We start from the raw sequence: 23,650 nt of genomic DNA on the forward strand, positions 1-23,650 counted from the left end.
ATCTCGTCCCTGTTCAGGAATTAGGTTGAAGCATACGAATCGGGAAGGTTTTTTCCCCATCGTTGCTGCCAATACAATCGGCATGACCCGCGGAAGGTGATTTGCACTCGATGGTCGGCACAATAAAGTTTGAGCCATCGCTGCAGGTCATTTGCTCAGGGTTGGTAATGTTGAGCGCCCCCTGCTGCACGTTACCGTTGGCTGGGCCACGGCACGTTACGCCGCTGGACTGGCGGACGCTGACGGTGCCGTTGCCCTGGTCAAAATTATATTGCAGCTGGAGCGGGCGTCCGGTGTGCTTGTCCTGAATACCGCCATTCACGCGCCATTCGCCGTTAAGAAACTTCGCCGGGCCGTCCGGCAGCGTGGCCGGGAGGGTTAACGGTTCGCCCTGCGGCGCAACGAGCGGCGGGGCGGTTACCGGAGTCACGCCCGGAGGCGTCTGCTCGTCGTGGGTATCCTGTACGCCGGGCGGCAGTGGCGGTTCTACGCTGGCTTCATTTGCGTTAGCCGGCGGCGGCGCATCGCCGTCTACCGCTCTGTCAAATGTGTCGGCAGGCATCGCGGGCACCGTTGAATCCAGCGCAGGATGCGCGTCCGCGGTTGACCCTTCCACAATGCCGGGTACGGCGCGAGCGCCAACGGCGGTTTCTGACCCCCTGATCGCCACGTCATGGGTGCTGGTGGCCGGGTGCGTAGCCACAGGTTCAGCGGTGACCGTGGTTTTATCCGCAGAAAGACCAGGGAGGCCCGGCAGGGAAAGAGAAGGAGCGCAGCCGCGGAGCAGCCCTAACAGCAGCGCCAGCAGCAGTAACGCCAAAAGTAGCCATAGCAACCAACGCCAGCGCCAGCGGCGCGTTCGAATATCAACAAAGGGCGCGGGAGCGGGTTCGACGGTTTTTTCCGTGGCGCTGGCCTGCGGCGGAACGGCCGCGAGGGCGGCGGCGGGAACGGACGATGAACTCAGCCAATGCATCGGGTGACGTTGTTCCCCTTCCGGGTGGACAAACCCCCAAAAGGTGATCACCAGCGTTCCATTAACGAGATAGACAAACTCATAATCGGGGAAATGGGTCACAGATTTAAGCAACTGGGCAAAGACCCGACGATCGCCGCCGGTTCCGCTTTGCTCCGCGTTGAGCAGCTGTTCGCTTAGTGACTGCACTGCCATTTGAAACGCATTAAATTGCTGGCGCGCCGATTCTCGCTCCGCTTCGCTTGCGCCGCTCCACGGGATAACATCGCCGGGAAAACTGCTGTACCAGTCGGTTCTGTCACCGCCCTGATCGTTTTGCGGGATAGCCAGATGACGGGCCAGATCGCGCCCTGCATCAAGACGATAGATGGCTTCGCGTAGCTGGAAGGCCATCTTGAAAACAGGATAGCCCGTTTCACCCAGCGCCTTGAATGAAGAGTTATTTCCGGTACGAAGTAGTGGTCCCTGAATCGAATTTCGCATTATCTAACCCTTAAAGGCTGTAATTTGACTAAAGCCACAGTGGTACAGGCTAATTTTTGGTCGCGCCGGGCGTCCATTTGAAACCCCAGCCATAGTGCTTATCCATCGACTCGCGGTCGGGGAAGAAACGGTCAAGGCGTTCAACCTGAATATTGCCATCGACATTTTTGAGCCTGGCGATGGCGGCGACATTATTACGCTGGTCGCTATCCGTGAGCATGGATGTAATCGGCTGCTGTTCGGGGACATAGAGGGTGACGGAGGCGTTTGTCCCTTGCCAGTTATCGGTGCCAGCGTAAATGAAGCTATAAATCAGCACCTCATCAATGTCCTGCCAGTGGCTGCCGTTGACGAAAAGCCATTCGCCATCCACGTCATTGCCTTCACGCAGATCTTCCTGCAGCAGCAGATACGGTGGCTGGTCATAGTTGCCGGGCAAATGACTCAGCGCCTCAGCGCCGCTGATTTCACCGTTTTTTAAGCGCACAAAGGCGGCAATATCGAGATCGACAGGCTCTTTGTGGTCCCCCTGCTTCCACTGCAGATTGATTTTTATCCGGCCAAAATCCTGACGTTTCTCAAGCTTCACGCTGGGATTGGTGTCAGTTAATTCGGTATGGGTTGGTGTAACAACGGGGAGCTTCACGGCCGGGCGATGTGTAAACCACCACCAGACACCGACGAGCAGGAGCAGCAGTAGCAATAATGCCAGCCAAGGAAGAAAACCGCGCCACCAGGGGATAACCACTACTGTATGGAGGGGTGCCGCTGTGCTGGCTGTGGCCCAATTGACCAACACCGGTTCGCCGCCGACGCTATAGCCGTCGAGGTGGTGTGATTGGGTGAGCAGCGTTTGCAACGCATGTGCTGACTTATCTTCGCCGCGCGCGGCCAGCTGGCTGATTAACCCCGCCAGAATGTCCTGATATTGCTGACGTTTATTCTCAACAGTCAGCCGTTCGGCGTCATTCAGTGCGGAAAAAGGTTTAGCCAGCCCCTGACGTGCTGTCCACCACTCCAGGCGTCCTTCGGCATTGCGACGCGCGGTGGCATACAGCAGCGCCAGTGAAGGAGGAAGATGACGATGTATGATACCGACCGTCTCTTCATAGGTTGTCAGCGTTGCTTCATCAATCGGCGCGGCAGTTGTTAATCGTTGCATAAGCAAATCATTATTGTTGTGGGTGATATGCATGAGATGTGTATCATCGCATCTCAGACAGCCGGAACGTTTTCTGCGCTTTTAGCGGAGCGTATTTGCTTCTTCGAGAACTTTAATTTTGTGCTTGGCTTCGGCGACCTTTTTCTCAATCGCTGAAATTTCGCTGGCGCTCGTTGCCGTTTGTGACTGGCGCTGCAGCTCCTGCAATTTGGCAATTTCCTGCTGGCGTTCGCGGCTTTGAATCTTGCTTGATTTCAGTTTTGCGAGAGTCTGCGACAGATCCGAACGCACGGCATTTAGCCTTGCTTGTTCATCTGCCAGCTTTTGATTTAAGGTCTGCTGTCTGTTTTGGGTATAATCCTGCTGTTGCCTGGCCGATTCATTTTGATATTGGCTCAGGCGAACCTGCTGTTCTTTTTGATCAACCTGCTGACGATAACCACCCGACGTGGCGCAGCTCAGTTTGGTAATAAAGCTTGGATCTTGTGCGTGTAAATCACAGTCCTGGGGGGACGTAGTACAGCCCGTAAGGACAAGGGCGGCAAGAAGTGCGTATTTTCTCATCAAATAATCCATCATTAGCGTCGAATAACGCTGCTTTAAGCAGTCTTAAACCGGCCGATAATGCTATCGGCCGAAAGGGTTAACCAAGGGAGATCGCCTGGCGCTGTTCATACAGCTCGTTGGTTTCTTGTTCCAGAGCAGCAATCTTGCTATTGAGATTGGCATATTCTCTGTTCAAATTTGCCAGCTTGCTTTTCTCTGCACTTGTGGTGGTCGTTTGACCTTGTAAAGCGACCTTATAGGCAGATTCTTTATCCTTCATGCCTTTCATGGTCTCTTTCATCTTGCTGATGTTGGCATCAATTTGCGCCAGCTGGGTTTTCGCACCGACTTTATCAAATCCAGCTTTATCTTTTTGGATGCTGATTTTGGTTAAGGTGGCCTGGTTTTCGCTAATAACTTGTTTCATCGCCAGCGTCGATTTTTCAACCGCTGCGGTATCTTTGCTGATGTCATTATCCATAGCCTGCAGACGATCGGCTGTAGAGGCATAATCTTTTTTCAGGCCATCAAGATAGTAGTTAGCGGTCATACCTGCAGCACAGCCAGTTGCGCCACCAATTGCAGCGCCGGCAAGCGCTTTCTTCGAGTCACCTGCTAGCGCCCCTACTAACGCGCCGAGAGCTGCGCCGGATACGGCGCCTACGCCACAACCTTGTGCACCAGAAGCGCTAAAGAACTGTGATTGTTCTGTGGTGGTAAGGCGAGGATCCGGCTTTGTCCCAGACAGGAGAGAGCTTCCGGTATTGGCACAGCCTCCAAGTAACAATGCTGCGGAAATCACGATGCATGTGGTAGTTCGGTTAAATGTATTCACAATCTTTTTCCTTAAAAATAATTAAGTAACGACAAGCAAGCTGTATCAACTAAAAATTTAGAATTAGTAATGATTTTGTCCGACATTACTGATTATTGTATTAGTTATAAGATGTCAAAAGAGCTATTCAAAGAGTATTTAAATAATAAGCAATAAATTAATTGTAATGCGTTATTATGTGTTCGTAGGTATCCCGCACTGACAGCTTATGCAATTTTGTGTTTTCGTATCACTTTATGTTGGCCTTGCTGCTGAAACACATCTTTTTCAAAAATAATCGACATTTTCGAATTCGTAGGCCTTACCATGAAACATGGGAGGATATCTCCACATAAAACATACATTCCGTGAATGTATCTCAGCGTCTGACATTTTTCCAGTGTGTACAATTAGAATGTTGATTCAACTGATTAATCTGTATTAAACACACTAAAGATCATGCCAGAAATGCCGATAAATCACAAGTATGCTGCCGTCTTTACTTGTGATGTAGGTAGGGTTACAGTTCTTGTTTTCGCCGATGTAATCTGTATTTGATACCTTAATGTAGTTGTTTATTAGTTGCAGTGTTTTGTGTATGCGTGGAAGGATGAGTGTACGTAAAGTGGCAGGCGGGAATGTTAATGGAAACCTTGAAATATACTTTTGGGAGATAGGAGTGTTTTTAATTTAATATGCATGAAATTTTTATTCACTATCACCTTCTTGATTATATGTCCGTGATCTGATGCAAGTATCTATGAATCTAAAAAAGGGTGTAGTGAATCGCCACGGGTTTAACAGACACCTCAGAGTCATTTAAGATGGCTTAAAGAGAGGTGCCCATGAGCGGTAAGCGTTATCCCGAAGAGTTTAAAACTGAAGCAGTCAAACAGGTTGTTGATCGCGGTTATTCTGTTGCCAGCGTGGCAACACGTCTCGATATCACCACCCACAGCCTTTACGCCTGGATAAAGAAGTACGGTCCGGATTCTTCCACTAATAAAGAACAGTCAGATGCTCAGGCCGAGATCCGTCGTCTCCAGAAAGAGCTGAAGCGGGTTACCGACGAACGGGACATATTAAAAAACTGTCCATGGGTGAAACCCCGTCCTGAGTCTCAGAAACTCCCCGGAAAAGTTGGCAGGCTAATTTAGCGAAGGAAGCAGCCGTCGGCCTTTTGGTGGTATGACCCCGTAAAAAAACATGGTTCAGGGACTGTGGCGGATCCGGCAGTGGTGACTTTGATCCCGTTCAGGAAGGTGATTTCTCCGTCGTCCCCTCCTTCGTTCATCGAAAAATGAGCAAGGAGATTTCCATGAAAAAATCCTCCCGAATGTCTGTTATCCATCCTCATGCTGCGGGCGTTGATATTGGCGCTGAATTCCACGTAGTCGCCGTTCCACCGGATGCTGACGCCGAGCCGGTCAGAACTTTTCAAAGTTTCACTGGCGACCTTCATCGGATGTCCGACTGGCTCAAAACCTGTCACATTACGACCATTGCCATGGAGTCCACTGGCGTTTACTGGTTGCCTGCTTTTGAGATCCTTGAGGCTGCGGGTTTCAATGTGATCCTTGTTAATGCCAGAGACGCAAAAAATGTTCCCGGTCGCAAGACTGATGTCAATGACGCACAGTGGCTGCAGAAGCTGCATTCATTTGGCCTTCTTCGGGCCAGTTTCAGACCTGAACACGACATTTCCGTACTCAGGTCTTATTTGAGACAACGGGAACGCCTGACTGAATACCGGGCTGCTCATATCCAACATATGCAGAAGGCGTTGATGCAGATGAATGTTCAATTGCATCATGCCGTATCGGATATTACTGGCGTTACCGGTCTTTCAATCGTCAGAGCTATTGTCAGTGGTGAGCGCGATCCTTCAGTATTGATCCAGTATCGTGATGTCAGATGTAAAAAGACGCCAGAGGTTCTTCAACAGGCACTGACAGGGAACTGGCAGCCTGAACATCTTTTTGCACTTGAACAGTCGGTGGCATTTTTCGATTTTTACCAGGAAAAAATCCGTGAGTGTGATGATCAAATCGAAACTTCATTATTGCAGCTCAGCACCGGAACTGAAGAGCCTGAAGGAGTATTGCCCTCCGCCAGACATCGTACAAAACAGCCCAATCAGCTTTCCTTTGATGTCAGGCCATTACTCTGGAAAATTACCGGAGCAGACCTGACACAGATACATGGGTTCGGACCTTATCTGGCACTAAAATTCGTTGCCGAATGCGGTACTGACATGAATCGCTGGCCGGATGCGAGCCATTTTACCTCGTGGCTGTGTTTGTCCCCGGGGAATAAGATCTCCGGTGGAAAAGTACTGTCCTCGAAAACACGGCGTTCATCCAGTCGAATTGCTGCTGCACTAAGACTGGCAGCCACAACAATTGGCCGGAGCGATACAGCGCTGGGTGCTTTTTATCGTCGATTATCATCCCGTATCGGGAAAGCAAAAGCAGTCACTGCAACGGCAAGAAAACTGGCAATACTGTTCTACAATGCCCTTAAATACGGTCAGAAATATGTCGATCCTGGCGCGGATTATTATGAAGAGCGCTACCGTAATCGCGTACTCGACGGGCTTAAACGAAGGGCAAAATCACTGGGTTACTCTCTCCAGCAAGATCCCGAGTTATGCGTGTGAACCGGGAGTTTCTCAGGAAGCCGCTGTAGATTCAATTGGTCAGCGCAACAGTTATGTGAAAACATGAGGTTGCGGAGGATCTTTGGATGAGACGGACATTTACAGCAAAGGAAAAAGCATCTGTTTTTGAACTGTGGAAGAACGGAACAGGCTTCAGCGAGATAGCTAATATCCTGGGTTCGAAACCAGGAACCATCTTCACTATGTTAAGGGATACTGGCGGTATAAAACCCAATGAGCGCAAGCGGGCTGTGGCTCACCTGACGCTATCTGAGCGCGAGGAAATACGAGCCGGTTTGTCAGCCAAAATGAGCATTCGTGCGATAGCTACTGCACTAAATCGTAGTCCTTCGACGATCTCACGTGAAGTTCAGCGCAATCGAGGCAGGCGCTATTACAAAGCTGTAGATGCTAATAACCGGGCCAACAGGATGGCGAGAAGACCAAAACCGTGCTTACTGGATCAGAATTTACCGTTGCGAGAGCTTGTTCTGGAAAAGCTGGAGATGAAGTGGTCGCCAGAGCAAATATCAGGATGGTTAAGACGAACGAAGCCGCGTCAAAAAACACTGAGAATATCGCCAGAGACAATTTATAAAACGCTGTATTTTCGTAGTCGTGAAGCACTACACCACCTGAATGTACAGCATCTGCGCCGATCGCACAGCCTACGTCATGGCAGACGCCATACTCGTAAAGGTGAAAGAGGCACCATCAACATAGTAAACGGAACGCCAATCCACGAACGCTCGCGGCATATCGATAACAGACGCTCTCTGGGGCACTGGGAAGGCGATTTGGTGTCAGGTACAAAAAACTCGCATATCGCCACACTTGTAGACCGAAAATCACGTTATACGATCATCCTGAAACTCAGAGGAAAAGACGCTTTCTCAGTGAATCAGGCTCTTACAGAAAAATTCCTGAGCTTGCCACCTGAACTCCGGCAATCACTGACATGGGACAGAGGAATGGAGCTGGCTAGGCATCTAGAATTTACTGGTAGCACGGGCGTTAAAGTTTACTTCTGCGATCCTCAGAGTCCCTGGCAGCGAGGAACAAACGAAAACACTAATGGATTAATCCGACAGTACTTTCCCAAAAAAACCTGCCTTGCCCAATATACTCAACATGAGCTGGATAAAGTCGCAACTCAGCTAAACAACAGGCCAAGAAAGACACTGAAGTTCAAAACACCGAAAGAGATAATTGAAAGGAGTGTTGCGTTGACAGATTGAATCTACAGCGGCGTACTTCGCAAAGCTGTCCGACTGAGGTACGCCTTTATCCGTGACAACACCTGTTGCTGGCCTGTTCGCCTGCTCTGTCGGGTGCTGGATGTTCATCCCAGTGGTTTTTACGCCTGGCTTCAGCAGCCGCATTCTCAACGCCATCAGGCAGACCTGAGACTGACAGGACAGATTAAACAGTTCTGGCTGGAATCGGGATGCGTCTATGGTTATCGCAAAATCCATCTGGATCTGCGGGACAGCGGGCAACAGTGCGGAGTGAACAGAGTCTGGCGACTGATGAAACGTGTCGGGATAAAAGCTCAGGTCGGATACCGGAGCCCGCGGGCACGTAAAGGCGAGGCCAGTATCGTGTCGCTCAACAGGCTCCAGCGACAGTTCAATCCGGATGCTCCGGATGAGCGTTGGGTAACAGACATAACCTACATCAGGACCCACGAAGGCTGGCTGTATCTTGCTGTGGTTGTTGATCTGTTCTCACGCAAAATTATCGGCTGGTCCATGCAATCCCGGATGACAAAGGACATTGTCCTGAACGCACTGCTGATGGCTGTATGGCGGCGTAATCCCCAAAAACAGGTGCTGGTTCATTCGGATCAGGGCAGTCAGTACACAAGCCATGAGTGGCAGTCGTTCCTGAAATCACACGGCCTGGAGGGCAGCATGAGCCGTCGCGGTAACTGCCATGATAATGCGGTTGCAGAAAGCTTTTTCCAGTTGTTGAAACGCGAACGGATAAAGAAAAAGATCTACGGAACGCGGGAAGAAGCCCGCAGTGATATTTTTGATTACATCGAAATGTTTTATAACAGTAAGCGTCGGCATGGTTCCAGCAATCAGATGTCACCGACAGAATATGAAAACCAGTATTATCAACGGCTCGGAAGTGTCTAGATTATCCGTGGCGATTCACGATTGTTGATACTAACTAGGTCGATGCATTTGACCTGTATGATATTTGTAAAAGATCGAGAGTTGCCGTTGGAAGCTGTTGGAACCCGCTTGACCGATCTTGCAATCGCCTAGCAATTTTTTGTGAATTAGCAAAGGAGAGCAGGTCTTGATAAAAAAATCACATTATTTGTGCGTACTGTGAGTTGCCCCTGATTTACTAAAAAACAAATAAAAACAACGTCTTGTTGTAATTAAAAAAAAGATAAAGTTTAGGCCAAAGTGGTCGATAACTTGAATGACACAGGTAAGCCTGGCTTATACACCAAAAGGAAAATCTTATGGCACAAGTTATCAATACCAACAGCCTGTCGCTGTTGACTCAGAACAACCTGAACAAATCTCAGTCTTCCCTGAGCTCTGCTATCGAGCGTCTGTCCTCTGGTCTGCGCATCAACAGCGCTAAAGACGACGCAGCAGGTCAGGCGATTGCTAACCGCTTTACTTCGAACATCAAAGGTCTGACTCAGGCTTCTCGTAACGCCAATGACGGTATCTCCATCGCACAGACGACTGAAGGCGCGTTGAACGAAATCAACAACAACCTACAGCGTGTGCGTGAACTGTCTGTTCAGGCAGCTAATGGTTCAAACTCTGATTCCGATTTGGATTCTATTCAGGCTGAAATTACTCAGCGTCTGAGTGAAATTGACCGCGTATCTGGTCAGACTCAGTTTAACGGAGTGAAAGTTCTGGCTCAGGATAACACCCTGAAAATTCAAGTTGGTGCAAATGATAATGAAAGCATTTCCATCAATCTTAAAGAAATCACCAGTGGTACTTTGGGGCTTAATGGTTTCCGTGTTACAGGTGATAAAGCTGCAACTGCTGATCAGTTAGTTAAAGATTTTGGCGCTACAGGAACTACAAGTTATAGCCTCGGTGCTACAGCTTATAACGTTGACGTTAAATCTGGGGCTGTTACTACTGGTACCACTCCAGATAAAGTCTATGTAGGCGCTGCTTCTGGTTCATTAGTAACTAAGAGTGGTAACGCGGAAATAAACCCAGCCACAGGTACTCACGCTGCGGATGTAGCGAAGTTGGCTGCTGATGTTAAGCAGGGAGGAACTATTGATTGGAAAGGAACGACCTGGACTGCGACTGGCGATGCTACTGAGGAAGGAAATGGTAAGTTCACAGCTAATATTGATGGCAAAGAAATTACCTTGACAGTGACTGGGTCTACCAATGGTTCTACTGGTGCGGATGCTAGCCTTGCCATTTCGGGCGGGGGACTTTATGAAGAAAGTGCTGCGAATTCTAATAAACTAACTACTCATGCTAATAACGTTGCAGCTAAAGAGTCTGATCTTATCCAGCAGAAAGCAACAAAAACTGGTGGTGAATTGAGCATTGGTGCTGGCGCAAGTAAAGTTGATTATACTGTTGATGCAGGTGGTGCAGTTAAAGTTAAAGGTGATTCAGAAGTCATTTTTGTTAAAGACGCAGGATCTGCGAATGCAAGTCTTGTCAAACAAAGTGCTGCCAGCGAAGCTACTCGTAACCAGTTAGATGTATTAGATAAAGCGATCTCTCAGGTTGATACCTTACGTGGTGACCTCGGTGCGGTGCAGAACCGTTTCGATTCTACCATCACCAACCTGGGTAACACCGTTAACAACCTGACTTCTGCACGTAGCCGTATCGAAGACGCTGACTACGCAACTGAAGTGTCCAACATGTCCAAAGCACAGATCCTGCAACAGGCAGGTACTTCTGTACTGGCACAGGCCAACCAGGTTCCACAGAACGTACTGTCTCTGCTGCGTTAATATAGTTTATAGTACTAAGCCCCGTGATTGCGGGGCTTTTTTGTTTAATGTGCTAAAACTGGTTCTAAGGTACAATAGTTATGAATGACATCTCATATGGTCGAGAAGCGGAAAAATGGCCTCGGGAATATTCTATGCTTGCTCGCAGGATACAATTTCTACGCTTCAATGATTATCCTGTGAAGCTGGTAAGCAGTAATGGGCAATCAATAATTGGTTATATTTCAAAGTTTAATCAGAAAGAAAATATGATCTTGGCATCTGATGAAGCTAAGGGAAGCAATAGGATTGAGGTAAAACTTGAGTTTCTCGCATCACTCGAAGAATTGCCGATTGGCGAAAATTTAACCGCAAGACTTATTGCTGCTGATCTTTTTAATGTTCAGCCATGTGATCCAACAAGGAAGGACTTTTTCTCTATTTGCAATAAATGTTTCAAACAAGGGGTGGGTATAAAAGTACATATGCTAGATGGGCGCATTCTGATAGGTGAAACAACTGGCGTTAATGCTTGTCAGGTTGGAATGATTAGACCTAATGGCAACCATATGCAGATCATGTTTGACTGGGTTAGCAGAATAACCTCTTCAGATTACTCTGATTAAACTTTCATATTATCAGTTGGTTATCAGTGTTTTTAAAAGGATATTTGGTCAAGAGACTGAATAACTAATTCGAAAAATATGGATTCGTTTAGCTGATCTTGCACCTTGTTTTGTTTTCAACATGACGTTACGAAAGGAGGCCGCTAGATGCAGCCCCTGAGATGCGTCACCGGAAATCTTTCTTTGAAAATTTGTACGTTACATCGTCAGAGTCCGCGTGTAACTCTTTCACTGTGAGTTCGTCATCTCGAACCATAAACACCACATTAAATTCAACATTACCAGTGCCCCGCCAACGGTTAGAACTTTGACCTGATTCTTTCCAAATCACGTTGTCATCAGATAATTTACAGTCGAATGAAAAACGCTGGTTATCCGAAGGGCGGATGTATGAAACATTAAACACCCCAGCCGTTTTCGTTTTGGCTACTTGAGTTTTACCCACATTCTTACCAAACATACCTGCAATTGCTGCCCTACAGACTTGAGATTGAGTGAATGGTGTAGTTGATGCTGGCATAAGGTTCACCGACGCAGCTTTCTTTACCTTTACAGCTTCAGGCGCAACAAATGGCTGACTTGTTGGGGCATCGTTGCTAGCTACATCATTCGAGTAATAGGAGTTCCCCGTATTCTCGCTACCTCCGCCACTACATCCTTTATAAATCGCGATCGCGATGATACCTAAAAAAATGAATCCTCTCACTGGAGTCTGATATGGTTTTTTAACACCACACCCTGGACACACTTTCGCTTCTGAAGAAACCTTCTGCCCACACTCTCTGCAAGACCTCATTGCCATGATACAAGCCCTTAATTATTAACTGCGACGGTATACCGCCCGCCTTTGTCCTTAATTACATACTGATAGACTTCATCGCAGAACACAGTGACTGAGCCACCAAAAGCCGCAGGGAAGACACCATTCACTTTGTCACATTGATAACCAGCATCACGAACAACAGCCTGACTTTCTGATTTCAGTTCAGGCGAGCCATCTTCCGCCAGTACACCATTGCATATACCAAGCCCCAGAAATATCGCAAAAATCTTCTTCAAAACAGTCTCCTTAGCTGGAAAGAGTTAGTACCCCATGGGCAAATACATGGATGTATGTTAATCACTTTAATCGATCGAAATCATAAAATCGATCGGTAAAATTGATCATTGTGGTTACTATAATCATCTGAACGAGAGAAGGCTACTAAGTAGCCATGATTGGTGAGCAACGACATTGAGGGGTTAAAGATGAAAGGTACAGTATTGATATTATGCGGTTTATTGTTACCGTTTAGCGCTAATGCGGGTCGAATAACGATGAGCAACCCGGAACAGTCAATCACGAAGAGTGGTCGCACTTTGTGCGTCTACTCCAATAGCATTTACACGTTTACCTACGTCACGAAATCGAAACATTGCCCGTACAGCAAAAGCTTCGACACGACTGATAGCGAGTAAATTTCAGGGCTATCGTTGTGATACAAAGTGGGATACAGTCTGTGATACAAGACAACGCAAACGCTACAGATGCCTGACGTATGGTTGATTTTTCCTGACTTATCGGCCTGGTTTAATCCGCAGAGCTGAAAGACATTTTTAGCCAGATCAATACCCAGAAATACGATATTCAGGGTGATTCTCCTGCTAAACACATTTCGTACAGTTAACCGCAGAGGGAGGAGGTAGCCCATCCCATTAACTGGAAGTTCAGATACGGCGGCGTGGAGGCTTCTGATATTAAAAAGATCAAGGATCTTGAGGACGTAAATTTTGTTCCGTTTGTTATACAATGTTGAAAGTGATTAATTGGTTATAAACTCCACGGATTAAGTATTTAGTTGGCGTTAACATTCTCTTGGGACTTCAGGGTAGAGGACAGAATATAAGATAAAAAAAACCATTCCTCACGGGGTAGGAATGGTCAAATAGTAGTATCCTGGTTCTTAATACATCAGGGTACAGGAATGATAATGCCAGTTGTCACAATTCAAACGGTCAATAAGACGTTTGAATATACCCCATTTTTGTTAAGTAACGTTCAATTAATGCTTGGGCATATGGTATGCTCTTGAGTGAAGCTAGGATGAAATTACTTAACGATTGAACTTGCTAAATGAATCCAAGCCAAACAGCAGATGGTTGTTTTGTTTTCAGGTGTCGGTAGTAATGATACCACCAGTTGTACAGTAAATGGCCTTACATGTCTTACATCACTTTTAGTCTCTAGGCTTAAACGGGAAGGGGGTTACCTAGTTTACTAATCATACAGAATGTTTATGGTAACTACTTCATTAGACTGTATGATGCAAACATCAGTAACAGTAGTATAGGAGGAGTCACCGATTAAAATGGTTGACTATTGTATGGATACAAATAGTTACAATCCCCAGAAATATTAACTGATAAAGATATAGCAGTATCAGGTATAGTCATTCAGATAGTAATAAACTGATTATTTGTGAATGGATGTACTATCAACTCATTTAGTCTATTTTCTAATTGTATTTATCACAAAAAAATCACAAAACAAAGTAGGGCTCAGTATTCAAAATACCTTACCTTTGCGATTGCAAACCTCCAGTAAGAAAAATAAATTACAAATAAAAGTATCATACGATGGTAAGTATCATTTGTTTTTCTGTAAATTATTTAGAAAAACTAGCGAACTAGTCTACATATAGTAAAACACACTGACATAGGCGACAACAATGCTAGGGATAGTTGCTATTGGAATAAAATGACAAATTTCATCATGTTACAAATATATTAATATTTTTTTTCATTGCTCGGTCATATGATGAAATATAATAATATGATATAAAATATTTTGATTTTATATAAAAATTAATTTTGTACATTAATGCAAGGGTATTACGTATTAATTTTTCTAATGCATTAAGATTGATTTCAACCCTGTTAATTTTTATTGCTACGTTAAAGATTGCTATCATATTATGGTGGTATCGTTTCCGGTAATATATTTCCTGTAAATGAGGCATCTCTTGAAAATATAAAGCCAGTACTTGTCGTATAATTAAAACTCATATTTTTTGTTTTTTTTTTGAGCTGGGTATTTTATTTCGTAAAAGAAGGCTGTTTTTTGTTTATATATCTGAATATTTCTTCATGTTTTTACTCGGGTGATAAAAATCAATAACTAAGGTATACTTCAAAAAACGAACCCTGGTATCATCTAATATAAATTCATCCAGAGCTAGTTTGTATCCCCGGGCATGAAGTTTTCTGATGGTTTGAAACAGGGAATCATCTGTGGTTTCAAGAGGTTATGACATCATTTTATCATTCTGGAGACGATTGATGAGACTACTGATAATTATTTGATAAAGTATATTGATAAATGAGTTATTAGCAACGTTTCTGAAAAGTAGCTCATATGAGACTGTGTGCATTTTTATCAAAAATAGGTTATCTGCCAAAAAATGAATAAACCTCTTGTCCTTAAAAATAAAAAAAATGAGTAAAAACAATATCATAATTGCAATCCATTCGCATTAATAAATTAGATTATTAAAAATGACAAACATCATAGTTTTTTATCAAAAAAAACCGGGAGTATGCGACATCATTCTTCCCGGTAAATAAACAGTGTAACTTGCTGTATTCTGACTTCCTTGTGGGACTGCAGTATATATTTTTAATATTAATTGAAAATGATCTGTATCATAAATTATTTTGATTCCCGGGAGGCAGGTATAAAGAAATTTTGTCCTGATGGGTATTTCCCGCACTGTCCTGTCCTAATTGTAGGAGAAATCCAAATAGGTTGTAAACTACAAAAAAAGCCCCAAGAGTGGGGGGGTATGAATCAAACCTTTTTTGTATATTTGGGCGTATTTAGCTTTTCTTTACCATCATAGAATGGTCATGCCACAATAGCTACCTGAAAAAAGTGTGTTTTTAGCAAAATAGGGCAAATGCACTATTTTATAATATTTTTTTTGTGCAATTTAATATTGCATTGTAATTAATATAGTTGTTGTCATCAATACATTGCCTGTCAACCATGCGAAAGAGTTGTTGCGCTGCTACGTCACCCTCTCTGTAAGCTAATTTTTACCCCACTGATGGTGCGCTTTTATTAATCACGTCACTTCACAGTTTCTAATTCATTAGATTTATAAATATATATACCTTGATCATAATCAATCTGTGAAAATCTTATGTAAATTAAGGTCATCCTTGGATGCAATGAGGGTACTTATAATGAAAAAAAGACTAAATGAGATTTTAAATATACAAATCTCACGGCGGGAGACTGTCACGACAGCAGCAAAAATTGGTTCTGCCGTTGTATTAAGCAACGCGATTTCTGTGCCATTTTCATCAAGTGCGCTGGCGGCGCCGGAAGCAGCCACTATAAACAATGGTGAAACCGTGCGCCATAGTGCCTGCCTGGTTAACTGCGGCAGTCGCTGCGCGCTGAAGGTGATCGTTAAAGATGATCGCATCGTGCGTATCGAACCCGAAGACGCGATTGATGATACGGTATTTGGCCAACACCAGATTCGCCCCTGCTTACGTGGGCGATCCAATCGCTGGCGCGTGTACAGTCCGGATCGCATTAAATATCCCATGAAGCGGGTCGGTAAACGTGGCGAAGGCAAATTCAAGCGTATTAGCTGGGAAGAAGCCACCGCGTTTATTGCGGCGGAACTTCAACGCGTAACCGAAAAATATGGCCGCGAAGCCATTTATTACAACTATCAGTCCGGGGCCTATTATCACACCCAGGGAACGCCCGCCTGGAAACGTCTGTTAAATCTCACCGGCGGCTATCTCAATTACCATAACACTTACTCCACCGCGCAAATTGCCAGCGCCACTCCGTATACCCACGGTAAATACGTCGGCAGCCATTTCTCGCAAATCGCCCATTCCGATCTGGTGGTGTTTTTCGGGATGAATCTGTCGGAAACGCGCATGTCGGGCGGTGGCCAGGTGGAAGAGCTGCGCCGGGCGCTGGAAGCATCAAAAGCCAGGGTGGTGATTATCGATCCGCGCTATACCGACTCAGTGGTCACCGAGCATGCCGAATGGTTGCCGATCCGCCCTACCACCGACGCCGCGCTGGTGGCCGGTCTGGCCCATACGCTGATTAGCGAAAAGCTGATTGACGAAGCGCTGGTCAATCAATACTGCGTCGGTTTTGACCGCTCCACACTGCCGGAAAACGCGGCGCCTAACGCCAGCTATAAAGACTACGTGATGGGCACCGGCGACGACGGCATTGAGAAAACGCCGGAATGGGCGGCGCAGATCACCGGTATCCCGGCAACGCGTATAAAACAGCTGGCGCGGGAAATCGCAGCGGCGTGCGCCTGCTATATTGGTCAGGGATGGGGCCCGCAGCGTCATGCTAACGGCGAACAAACGGTACGCGCTATCCAGACGCTACCCGCAATCACCGGCCATTTTGGATTGCCGGGCACCAATAACGGCAACTGGCCTTATGGCACCCCATACGGCGTGCCGCTGCTGCCTACCGGCACCAACCCGGTTAAAGCATCGATCCCCTGCTATCTGTGGACCGATGCGATCCTCAATCCGGAAAAAATGACCGCCACCACCATGGGCGTGAAAGGAGTCGAGAAGCTCAACGTCGGCATTAAGCTGTTTTTCAATCAGGCCGGTAACGCGCTGCTGAACCAGCACGGTGACATCAACCGTACCCGTAAAATCCTCGTCGATGAATCGCTGTGCGAAACCATCATCGTGATTGAAAACCATATGACGCCGAGCGCTAAATACGCCGATCTACTGCTGCCGGAAACCAGCTATCTGGAAGCGGAAGATCTGGTGGACAGCTCCTATGCGGCGGGTTCCCACAACTATATGATCGCCCTGCAAAAAACCATCGCGCCGATGTAGGAAGTGCGCAGCACCTATGACATCTGCGCCGATATCGCCGGGCATCTGGGGCTGCGCGAGCAGTACACCGAAGGGCGCACCCAGGCTCAGTGGGCGGAATATCACTATCAGCAAATACGCGAGAAACGCCCGTATCTGCCAGAATGGTCGGTCGCCAAAAACAAAGGGATCATCGACCAGAAAATCGCCACCGAACGCCAGAGCATTGCGTTTATCGATTTCCGCGAAGATGCCGTAGCTCATCCGCTGGAGACGCCGTCCGGCAAGATCGAAATTTACTCCCAGGCGCTGGCGGACCTGGCGCAGAAATGGACCCTGCCGGAAGGCGATCGCATCCCGGCGGTACCGGAGTTCTGCGTGGTGAAAGAGTCGCATCTGAATAAAGAACTGACGGCGAAATACCCGCTACAGCTCAGCGGTTTCCACACCAAAGGCCATACCCACTCTACCTACACCAACGTGCTGGCTCTGCATGAAGCGGTACCGGATGAGGTATGGCTTAACCCGATTGATGCCCGTGCGCGGCAGCTCGCTTCCGGCGATATCGTGCACGTGTTCAACGATCGCGGCGTGGTGGAGATCCCCTGTAAGGTGACCAACCGCATTCTGCCAGGCGTGGCGGCGATGCCGCAGGGCGCGTGGACACGTCTTAACAATGAAGGTGTTGATGTCGGCGGTTGTATTAACTCGTTGACCAGCCATCTGCCATCGCCGCTGGCGAAAGGTAACCCGCAGCACACCAACCTGGTTGAGATTAAACGCGCTTAAGGAGTGAATAAAAATGAAACAGTATGGCTTTTACGTTGACTCCTCGCGCTGCTCGGGCTGTAAAACCTGCCAGGTGAGCTGTAAGGACAACAAAGATTTAGATGTGGGACCGAAGCTGCGCCGGGTGTATGAATACGGCGGCGGCAGTTGGGTGCAGGAAGGTGATAGCTGGCACAACGACACCTTCAGCTACTACCTGTCGATTGCATGTAATCATTGCGATCAACCCACCTGCGTAGCGGGCTGCCCGACCGGGGCGATGCACAAGCGCGAGGAAGACGGGCTGGTTCTGGTGGACGATTCCCTCTGCGTGGGCTGCCGCTACTGTGAAATGCGCTGCCCGTATGGTGCGCCGCAGTTTGATGCCAAAGCGAAAGTGATGCGCAAATGCGACGGTTGTCTGGATCGGCTGGAAGAGAATCTGCGTCCGATTTGTGTGGATTCCTGCCCGCAGCGCGCGCTGGATTTTGGGCCGATCGATGAACTGCGCCAGAAGTACGGTGTGGAGAACCAAATCGCCCCTCTGCCATCTGCCAACTTTACCCATCCCAATCTGGTGGTGAAACCGCATCCGAAAGCGCGGCCAACCGGCGATACGGAAGGCGCGATTCAGAATTTACGGGAGGTGCGTCATGCATGAGTTACCGCTGGTTTTCTTTACGGTTCTGACGCAGAGCGCGGTTGGCGCGTTCACTGTTCTGCTGATCGGCAACGCGATGGGCCATATTGAGCCGCGCCGTCTGACAATAGGCCTGTTCGCTGCGGTATGCCTGTTTGGTCTGGGCGTGGTGATGGGTATTTTCCATGTTGGGCAGCCACTACGCGCCATGAATATGCTGTTCCGCGTCGGGTCTTCGCCGATGAGCAACGAAATCGCGCTCTCGGCGGTTTTTGGTACCATCGCAGGCATCGCAGCGCTGGGATTGCTGCTGGATCGCGGGGCGCGTAAGCTGTTTATCGCGCTGGCCTGGGTTGCGGCGGCGGTTGGCGTGGTGTTTGTTTTCGCTATTCCGCGCATATACCACTTGCCGACGGTGACCACCTGGAGTTCGTCCTGGACCACCGTCGTTATGCTGCAGACACCGCTGATCGGCGGAGGGGCGCTGGCGGCTGCGCTGGGCGTGTGCCGTCTGGGGCTGATAGTCAGCATCGTCGGGATTATCGTCAGTTTCTGTCTGCGGCCAGGCTACCTGTCCACCATCCTGCTGGCCGATGCCCCGCTGGCAGCGGCGCAGTCTGACTGGTTTACCGCCCAGACTGTACTGCTGGCGGCTGGCACGTTGGGTGCGCTGGTGTATATCCGCGCCAGAAGCGGCCAGACGCTGCTGTTCGCCAGCGCTGTTGTGGTGATTGCTGCCGAACTGATTGGCCGTATCGCGTTTTACAATCTCTGGACGTTGCCGATGTAACGCTCTGTCGGGTGGGTTTCGGCCTGCCCGATCGCCGTATTAAGAAGGAATGATGTATGTCTTCTGCCGCTATACTGCCGCGTATTCTTGGCGCGCTGTTTTATTATTCGCCACAACGTCCTGAAGTTAAGGCGCTGATTGAATGCCTGCCAACCCTGCCGTCGCTGTATGCCTGGCGCGATCTGCACACCATCACTCAACTGTGTGAAGCCAGGCCCATGGATGCTGATGAAGAACCCGGCTGGCAATATTCAGTGCTGTTCGAAGGTCAGGGGGAAATGGTCGCGCCGCCCTGGGGCTCGGTCTATCTGGAAAAAGATAACCTGCTGATGGGCGAAACCACGGCCCGCTACCGCGGATTTTTACGCAGTCACGGTCTGGCGTTTGATGGCCAACAACAGGAGCCGGAAGATCAGTTTGGTCTGATGCTGCTGGCCAGTTCCGCATTTATCGAACGTGATAATCCCCGAGCCGCCACGGCGTTGCTGGAACAGTTCCTGCTGCCCTGGGCACCGCGCTATCTTGAATGCCTGCAACATAACCACGTCAGCCCGTTTTACGCCCGGCTGGCGCAGGTAGCCGAACTCTATTTGCAGGACGTTAAACAGCAACAGGGGCTTAACCCAGTAGAAGCACGGATTTTCTTCTGATGAATAAAACCGAACGCTATTACCAGCAATATATGTCTCATCGCCACGTCAGTCGTCGAGGGTTGTTTCGGGCGTTTGTGACAGCATCACGTAACGTTACGCCGCCGCCAGCCGCTTTGCCACCGTGGCCGCTGCCGCCCGGCGCGGTGACCATCGCGCAATTTTTTGCCCGCTGCGATAAATGTCAGCAGTGCGTTCAGACTTGCCCGATGGGTGTATTGGTTCCCCATCAGGAGGGGTTCCCGCGATTGGCTATTGAATACGCCAGCTGTGATGGCTGCGCGGCGTGCATTCAGACGTGCCCGACGGGAGCATTACAGCCGCAGCCGTGCTTCGACACCCGGCTTCGTCCAGTTTTTACTGATGCCTGCATTCACAGCTCCCGGGGATGCGATCGCTGTGTGGAAGTTTGCCCACAACGGGCCTGTACTATTGACGAATCCAGCCTGCCGAAGGTCGATGCTGGCCGCTGTAACGGCTGTGGTGAGTGTCTGGTCCAGTGCGACCGTTATGCAGTGATGCTGCATCCGGTGGTATAACCCCTGCCAGCCAGAGCCTTTTTCACAGGAAGTACATACAGCGCACTTATAAAGGTGATACAACTTGTACGGGGGAATTACCGTGTTCATTCGAAGCTCCCGACGCCTCTCTCACACATCGAAGGAACCGGAACGTATGCTACCGCATTAACACACTATTTTATTAAAAATGAGATTTATGTTGTCGAAGTTAACAGGCCAGAACGCTCAAAACACAGGCTTGAAGGGAAGTCAGATCCACTGGATGCAGAAAATGCAGTGCGGTGCGAGTGAATCTCTCAGGATTATTAGTATTGCCCGACGTAGTACAGTAAAAGCCCACACTCAGGCGATTAATCAGCTTCGTGCGCTGCTGGTCAGTGCCCCGTAGGATGTTCGTGACAACCTCTGTATATCGAAACTGCACGAATGCGTAGCCTCCTGCATTAGCTGAGAAGTTTCAAAGTACTCTCCATTGCGTATAGCTTTCTACAGCACGCTTTGAAGCCTTGCGAAACGATGAATGGCCCTGACTGAAGAGATGAATGAACTGGATGAATCATTGGATAAACTGACCCGTAAATATACCAGTAATCTTCGTAGTCAGTTTGGTGTAGGTCCACAGGCGACAGCCATACTGCTGGCCATTGCAGATGCTCACCCCGAACGTTTAAAAAATGAAGCGGTCCCGGCATCGCTCATTGGCGTAAATTCACTACCAGCATCACCAGGAAAAACAGTCAGGCATAGATTAAACCGTGGAGGCTCACGTGAAGCAAAAAATGCTCTGTGGACAATAGCCCTTGTGCGTATGCGTAGTGATCCGCGCACCAGAATCTATGTTGACAGATGAACTGGTGAAGGACTATCGACTAAAGAGATCCTGAGATGCCTCAAACGCTACATCGTCCGAGAACTCTACTTATTGATTTTATCGGATCCAGCCTATGCCCAATAGCCCGCTCTTGACATATGAGCGTCAATAGTCCAAAGGAACGCTTCTTCCGAAGTCTGAAGAATGACTGGGTGCCAGTAACGGATTACGTAAGCTTCAGCTATGCAGCCCACGCAATAACGGACTATATCGTTGGATATTATGGCATACTCAGACAGCACGAATATAACAGTGAGTTGCCACAAAACGAATCAGAAAATAGATACTGGAAAAAATCTAATGCAGTGGTCAGTTTTAGTTGGGCACTGCACATCGAGCCGTGGGCATGGGTTGTTAATAACAGCCTGGCGGCAGCTGAACCGTCTTCACTATTCCTGAAAACCAGGGCGAACCGCGAGCAGCCTCTCATCTCTGATGTGGAAGAGCAGTATGCAAAGCGTATTGCATTAACAGCGCTACAGAGCGAAGAGCCGGTTGGTATTTGCTGGAAGAAATGACGAAATAAAGATGAAGGGGGCAAATGCCCCCTTCATCTTTATTTCAGTCTTTTAACTGCATCATTAACGACTTTTTCACCATCTTCTTTGGTGAAAGCCGTTTTCTGGGCATCTGGAAGGATATCCAGAACCACCTCCGAAGGACGGCAAAGTTTAGTTCCCAGTGGCGTCACTACAATCGGACGGTTAATCAGAATCGGATGTTTCAGCATAAAGTCGATTAGCTGGTCGTCAGTAAATTTATCTTCTGCAAGACCCAGTTCCTCATACGGGTCGACGTTCTTACGTAGCAAAGCCCGAACGGAAATGCCCATATCTGCAATGAGTTTGACCAGCTCATCGCGTGACGGTGGATTTTCAAGGTAATGAATAACGGTCGGTTCATTACCGCTGTTGCGGATCATCTCCAGCGTATTACGCGACGTGCCGCAGGCCGGATTGTGATAAATAGTGATGTTGCTCATATCTGTATCTCATTACAAAGTGAAAGAGAGACGTAGCGCCAGCGCGGTCAGCGTTACAAACAGCACAGGCAGAGTCATGATGATCCCGGTGCGGAAATAATATCCCCAGGTGATGGTCATGTTCTTCTGTGAAAGTACATGCAGCCAGAGCAGCGTTGCCAGGCTACCAATAGGTGTAATTTTCGGGCCCAGATCGCAGCCAATCACGTTGGCGTAGATCATCGCCTCTTTAATAACGCCAGTTGCAGTGCTTCCATCGATAGAAAGAGCGCCAACCAGCACGGTAGGCATGTTGTTCATGATGGAAGACAGGAAAGCCGTCAGGAAGCCAGTACCCAGCGTCGCAGTCCAGAGTCCTTTATCCGCCAGTACGTTCAGCACACCTGAAAGGTATTCGGTTAGCCCTGCGTTGCGCAGACCGTAGACCACCAGGTACATCCCCAATGAGAAGATGACGATCTGCCAGGGTGCCCCACGCAGCACTTTACCGGTGTTAATGGCATGGCCGCGTTTTGCCACCGCAAACAGAATGATGGCCCCTGCCGCCGCAATCGCGCTGACCGGGATACCCAACGGCTCCAAGACGAAAAAGCCAACCAGCAGAAGAATTAAAACTATCCAGCCGGTTCTGAAGGTTGCCAGATCTTTAATCGCCTTTGCGGGTGCTTTCAGGAGAGCCAGGTCGTAAGTCGGCGGAATATCTTTGCGGAAGAAAAGATGCAGCATAACAAGAGTGGCAGCAATGGCTGCAATATCCACCGACACCATTACCGATGCATATTCGGTGAATCCCAGACCAAAGAAGTCCGCCGAGACGATATTCACCAGGTTCGACACGATAAGCGGCAGGCTGGCTGTATCGGCAATAAACCCGGCAGCCATGACAAATGCCAGAGTAGTACCTTTACTGAAACCTAATGCAAGCAGCATGGCGATGACAATTGGAGTAAGAATCAATGCCGCACCATCGTTGGCAAACAGTGCCGCCACCGCTGCACCGAGCAGAACGATATACGTAAAGAGCAAACGGCCACGACCTTTACCCCAGCGCGAAACATGCAATGCCGCCCATTCGAAAAAGCCTGATTCATCAAGCAGCAGGCTGATAATAATCACGGCAATAAATGTTGCCGTCGCGTTCCAGACGATATTCCACACCACCGGAATATCGCCCACATGCACAACACCAGATATCAGAGCCAGTCCAGCGCCCAGCATTGCACTCCAGCCAATCCCTAATCCCTTTGGTTGCCAGATAACCAAAACAATGGTCAGGACAAAAATAGCGCCTGCCAGTAACATAAAACCTCCTGACAGGGCGACTTTGTCGCCCTGTATA

At 48.3% G+C, this 23,650-nt stretch carries 18 protein-coding genes and 5 pseudogenes; 14 read left to right on the forward strand and 9 right to left on the reverse strand.

Features of this window, described 5'->3' with window-relative positions; all coding sequences use genetic code 11:
• Nucleotides 1–13 precede the first annotated feature (13 nt).
• From HV243_RS03980 to HV243_RS03995, 4 genes are all read right to left on the reverse strand, one after another.
• On the reverse strand, nt 14–1,459 hold the full coding sequence (locus tag HV243_RS03980) for an SrfA family protein (RefSeq protein ID WP_047660987.1): 1,446 nt from the start codon (nt 1,457–1,459) through the stop codon (nt 14–16).
• A 49-nt stretch (nt 1,460–1,508) separates the two neighbouring features.
• Nucleotides 1,509–2,621 (reverse strand): tellurite resistance domain protein, encoded by a 1,113-nt coding sequence (locus HV243_RS03985; RefSeq protein WP_073970863.1) that lies wholly within the window; start codon nt 2,619–2,621, stop codon nt 1,509–1,511.
• Nucleotides 2,622–2,702: 81 nt separating this feature from the next.
• Nucleotides 2,703–3,185, reverse strand: coding sequence for a hypothetical protein (locus tag HV243_RS03990; RefSeq protein WP_023288353.1), 483 nt, complete (start codon nt 3,183–3,185; stop codon nt 2,703–2,705).
• Nucleotides 3,186–3,264: 79 nt separating this feature from the next.
• Complete coding sequence (locus HV243_RS03995; protein ID WP_047660986.1) at nt 3,265–4,002, reverse strand: glycine zipper domain-containing protein; 738 nt, start codon at nt 4,000–4,002, stop codon at nt 3,265–3,267.
• Nucleotides 4,003–4,826: 824 nt separating this feature from the next.
• Between HV243_RS03995 and HV243_RS04000 the strand changes: the two are divergent.
• From HV243_RS04000 to HV243_RS04025, 6 genes and pseudogenes are all read left to right on the forward strand, one after another.
• Nucleotides 4,827–5,069, forward strand: a pseudogene (locus HV243_RS04000) (transposase); the annotation flags it as partial.
• A 230-nt stretch (nt 5,070–5,299) separates the two neighbouring features.
• On the forward strand, nt 5,300–6,640 hold the full coding sequence (locus tag HV243_RS04005) for an IS110 family transposase (RefSeq protein ID WP_008786676.1): 1,341 nt from the start codon (nt 5,300–5,302) through the stop codon (nt 6,638–6,640).
• 86 nt (nt 6,641–6,726) lie between these two features.
• The gene (locus HV243_RS04010; protein ID WP_040063370.1) at nt 6,727–7,878 is read left to right on the forward strand and encodes an IS30 family transposase; all 1,152 of its coding nucleotides are present in this window, start codon (nt 6,727–6,729) and stop codon (nt 7,876–7,878) included.
• Nucleotides 7,879–7,890: 12 nt separating this feature from the next.
• A pseudogene (locus tag HV243_RS04015) lies at nt 7,891–8,784 on the forward strand (IS3 family transposase); the annotation flags it as partial.
• Between the two features lie 338 nt (nt 8,785–9,122).
• Nucleotides 9,123–10,616: a flagellin gene (locus HV243_RS04020; protein WP_047660984.1), complete on the forward strand. Its 1,494-nt coding sequence runs from the start codon at nt 9,123–9,125 to the stop codon at nt 10,614–10,616.
• An 80-nt stretch (nt 10,617–10,696) separates the two neighbouring features.
• A complete protein-coding gene (locus HV243_RS04025) occupies nt 10,697–11,221 on the forward strand; it encodes a phase-1 flagellin repressor protein (protein WP_047660983.1) in 525 nt (174 codons plus the stop codon).
• Nucleotides 11,222–11,387: 166 nt separating this feature from the next.
• Here the strand turns inward: HV243_RS04025 and HV243_RS04030 are convergent, their stop codons facing one another.
• Together HV243_RS04030 and HV243_RS04035 are read right to left on the reverse strand one after the other, a co-directional pair.
• On the reverse strand, nt 11,388–12,023 hold the full coding sequence (locus HV243_RS04030) for a hypothetical protein (RefSeq protein ID WP_234400791.1): 636 nt from the start codon (nt 12,021–12,023) through the stop codon (nt 11,388–11,390).
• An 11-nt stretch (nt 12,024–12,034) separates the two neighbouring features.
• The gene (locus HV243_RS04035) at nt 12,035–12,280 is read right to left on the reverse strand and encodes a hypothetical protein (protein WP_052322942.1); all 246 of its coding nucleotides are present in this window, start codon (nt 12,278–12,280) and stop codon (nt 12,035–12,037) included.
• 189 nt (nt 12,281–12,469) lie between these two features.
• On the opposite strand from HV243_RS04035, the gene HV243_RS25470 reads away from it, so the two are divergent.
• The gene (locus HV243_RS25470; RefSeq protein ID WP_016151030.1) at nt 12,470–12,679 is read left to right on the forward strand and encodes a hypothetical protein; all 210 of its coding nucleotides are present in this window, start codon (nt 12,470–12,472) and stop codon (nt 12,677–12,679) included.
• Between the two features lie 98 nt (nt 12,680–12,777).
• Here HV243_RS25470 and HV243_RS25475 read toward each other — a convergent pair.
• Nucleotides 12,778–12,912 (reverse strand): annotated as a pseudogene (locus HV243_RS25475) (IS110 family transposase); the annotation flags it as partial.
• 2,533 nt (nt 12,913–15,445) lie between these two features.
• Between HV243_RS25475 and HV243_RS04040 the strand changes: the two are divergent.
• From HV243_RS04040 to HV243_RS04070, 7 genes and pseudogenes are all read left to right on the forward strand, one after another.
• Nucleotides 15,446–17,878, forward strand: a pseudogene (locus HV243_RS04040) (DMSO/selenate family reductase complex A subunit).
• 13 nt (nt 17,879–17,891) lie between these two features.
• Nucleotides 17,892–18,518 carry a DMSO/selenate family reductase complex B subunit gene (locus HV243_RS04045; RefSeq protein WP_047660979.1) on the forward strand — a complete coding sequence of 209 codons (627 nt, stop codon included), beginning with the start codon at nt 17,892–17,894 and terminating at the stop codon, nt 18,516–18,518.
• Complete coding sequence (locus HV243_RS04050; RefSeq protein ID WP_047660978.1) at nt 18,511–19,287, forward strand: DmsC/YnfH family molybdoenzyme membrane anchor subunit; 777 nt, start codon at nt 18,511–18,513, stop codon at nt 19,285–19,287. The genes HV243_RS04045 and HV243_RS04050 overlap by 8 nt, the downstream gene beginning before the upstream one ends.
• Nucleotides 19,288–19,343: 56 nt before the next feature.
• Nucleotides 19,344–19,937, forward strand: a complete 594-nt coding sequence (locus tag HV243_RS04055; protein ID WP_047660977.1) for a molecular chaperone — start codon at nt 19,344–19,346, stop codon at nt 19,935–19,937.
• Nucleotides 19,937–20,476: a 4Fe-4S dicluster domain-containing protein gene (locus tag HV243_RS04060; RefSeq protein ID WP_047660976.1), complete on the forward strand. Its 540-nt coding sequence runs from the start codon at nt 19,937–19,939 to the stop codon at nt 20,474–20,476. Before HV243_RS04055 ends, HV243_RS04060 begins: the two co-directional genes overlap by 1 nt.
• A gap of 502 nt (nt 20,477–20,978) precedes the next feature.
• The gene (locus HV243_RS25480) at nt 20,979–21,308 is read left to right on the forward strand and encodes a transposase (protein ID WP_234400792.1); all 330 of its coding nucleotides are present in this window, start codon (nt 20,979–20,981) and stop codon (nt 21,306–21,308) included.
• Nucleotides 21,309–21,436: 128 nt separating this feature from the next.
• Nucleotides 21,437–21,646 (forward strand): annotated as a pseudogene (locus HV243_RS04070) (IS3 family transposase); the annotation flags it as partial.
• 239 nt (nt 21,647–21,885) lie between these two features.
• On the opposite strand, the gene arsC reads toward HV243_RS04070, so the two are convergent.
• Both arsC and arsB read right to left on the reverse strand, forming a co-directional pair.
• On the reverse strand, nt 21,886–22,311 hold the full coding sequence (arsC, locus tag HV243_RS04080) for a glutaredoxin-dependent arsenate reductase (protein ID WP_047660537.1): 426 nt from the start codon (nt 22,309–22,311) through the stop codon (nt 21,886–21,888).
• Between the two features lie 12 nt (nt 22,312–22,323).
• On the reverse strand, nt 22,324–23,613 hold the full coding sequence (gene arsB / locus HV243_RS04085) for an arsenite efflux transporter membrane subunit ArsB (RefSeq protein WP_047660535.1): 1,290 nt from the start codon (nt 23,611–23,613) through the stop codon (nt 22,324–22,326).
• Between the last annotated feature and the right edge of the window lie 37 nt (nt 23,614–23,650).

It is taken from the genome of Citrobacter sp. RHBSTW-00599, from assembly GCF_013784065.1.
GTDB lineage: Bacteria > Pseudomonadota > Gammaproteobacteria > Enterobacterales > Enterobacteriaceae > Citrobacter > Citrobacter braakii.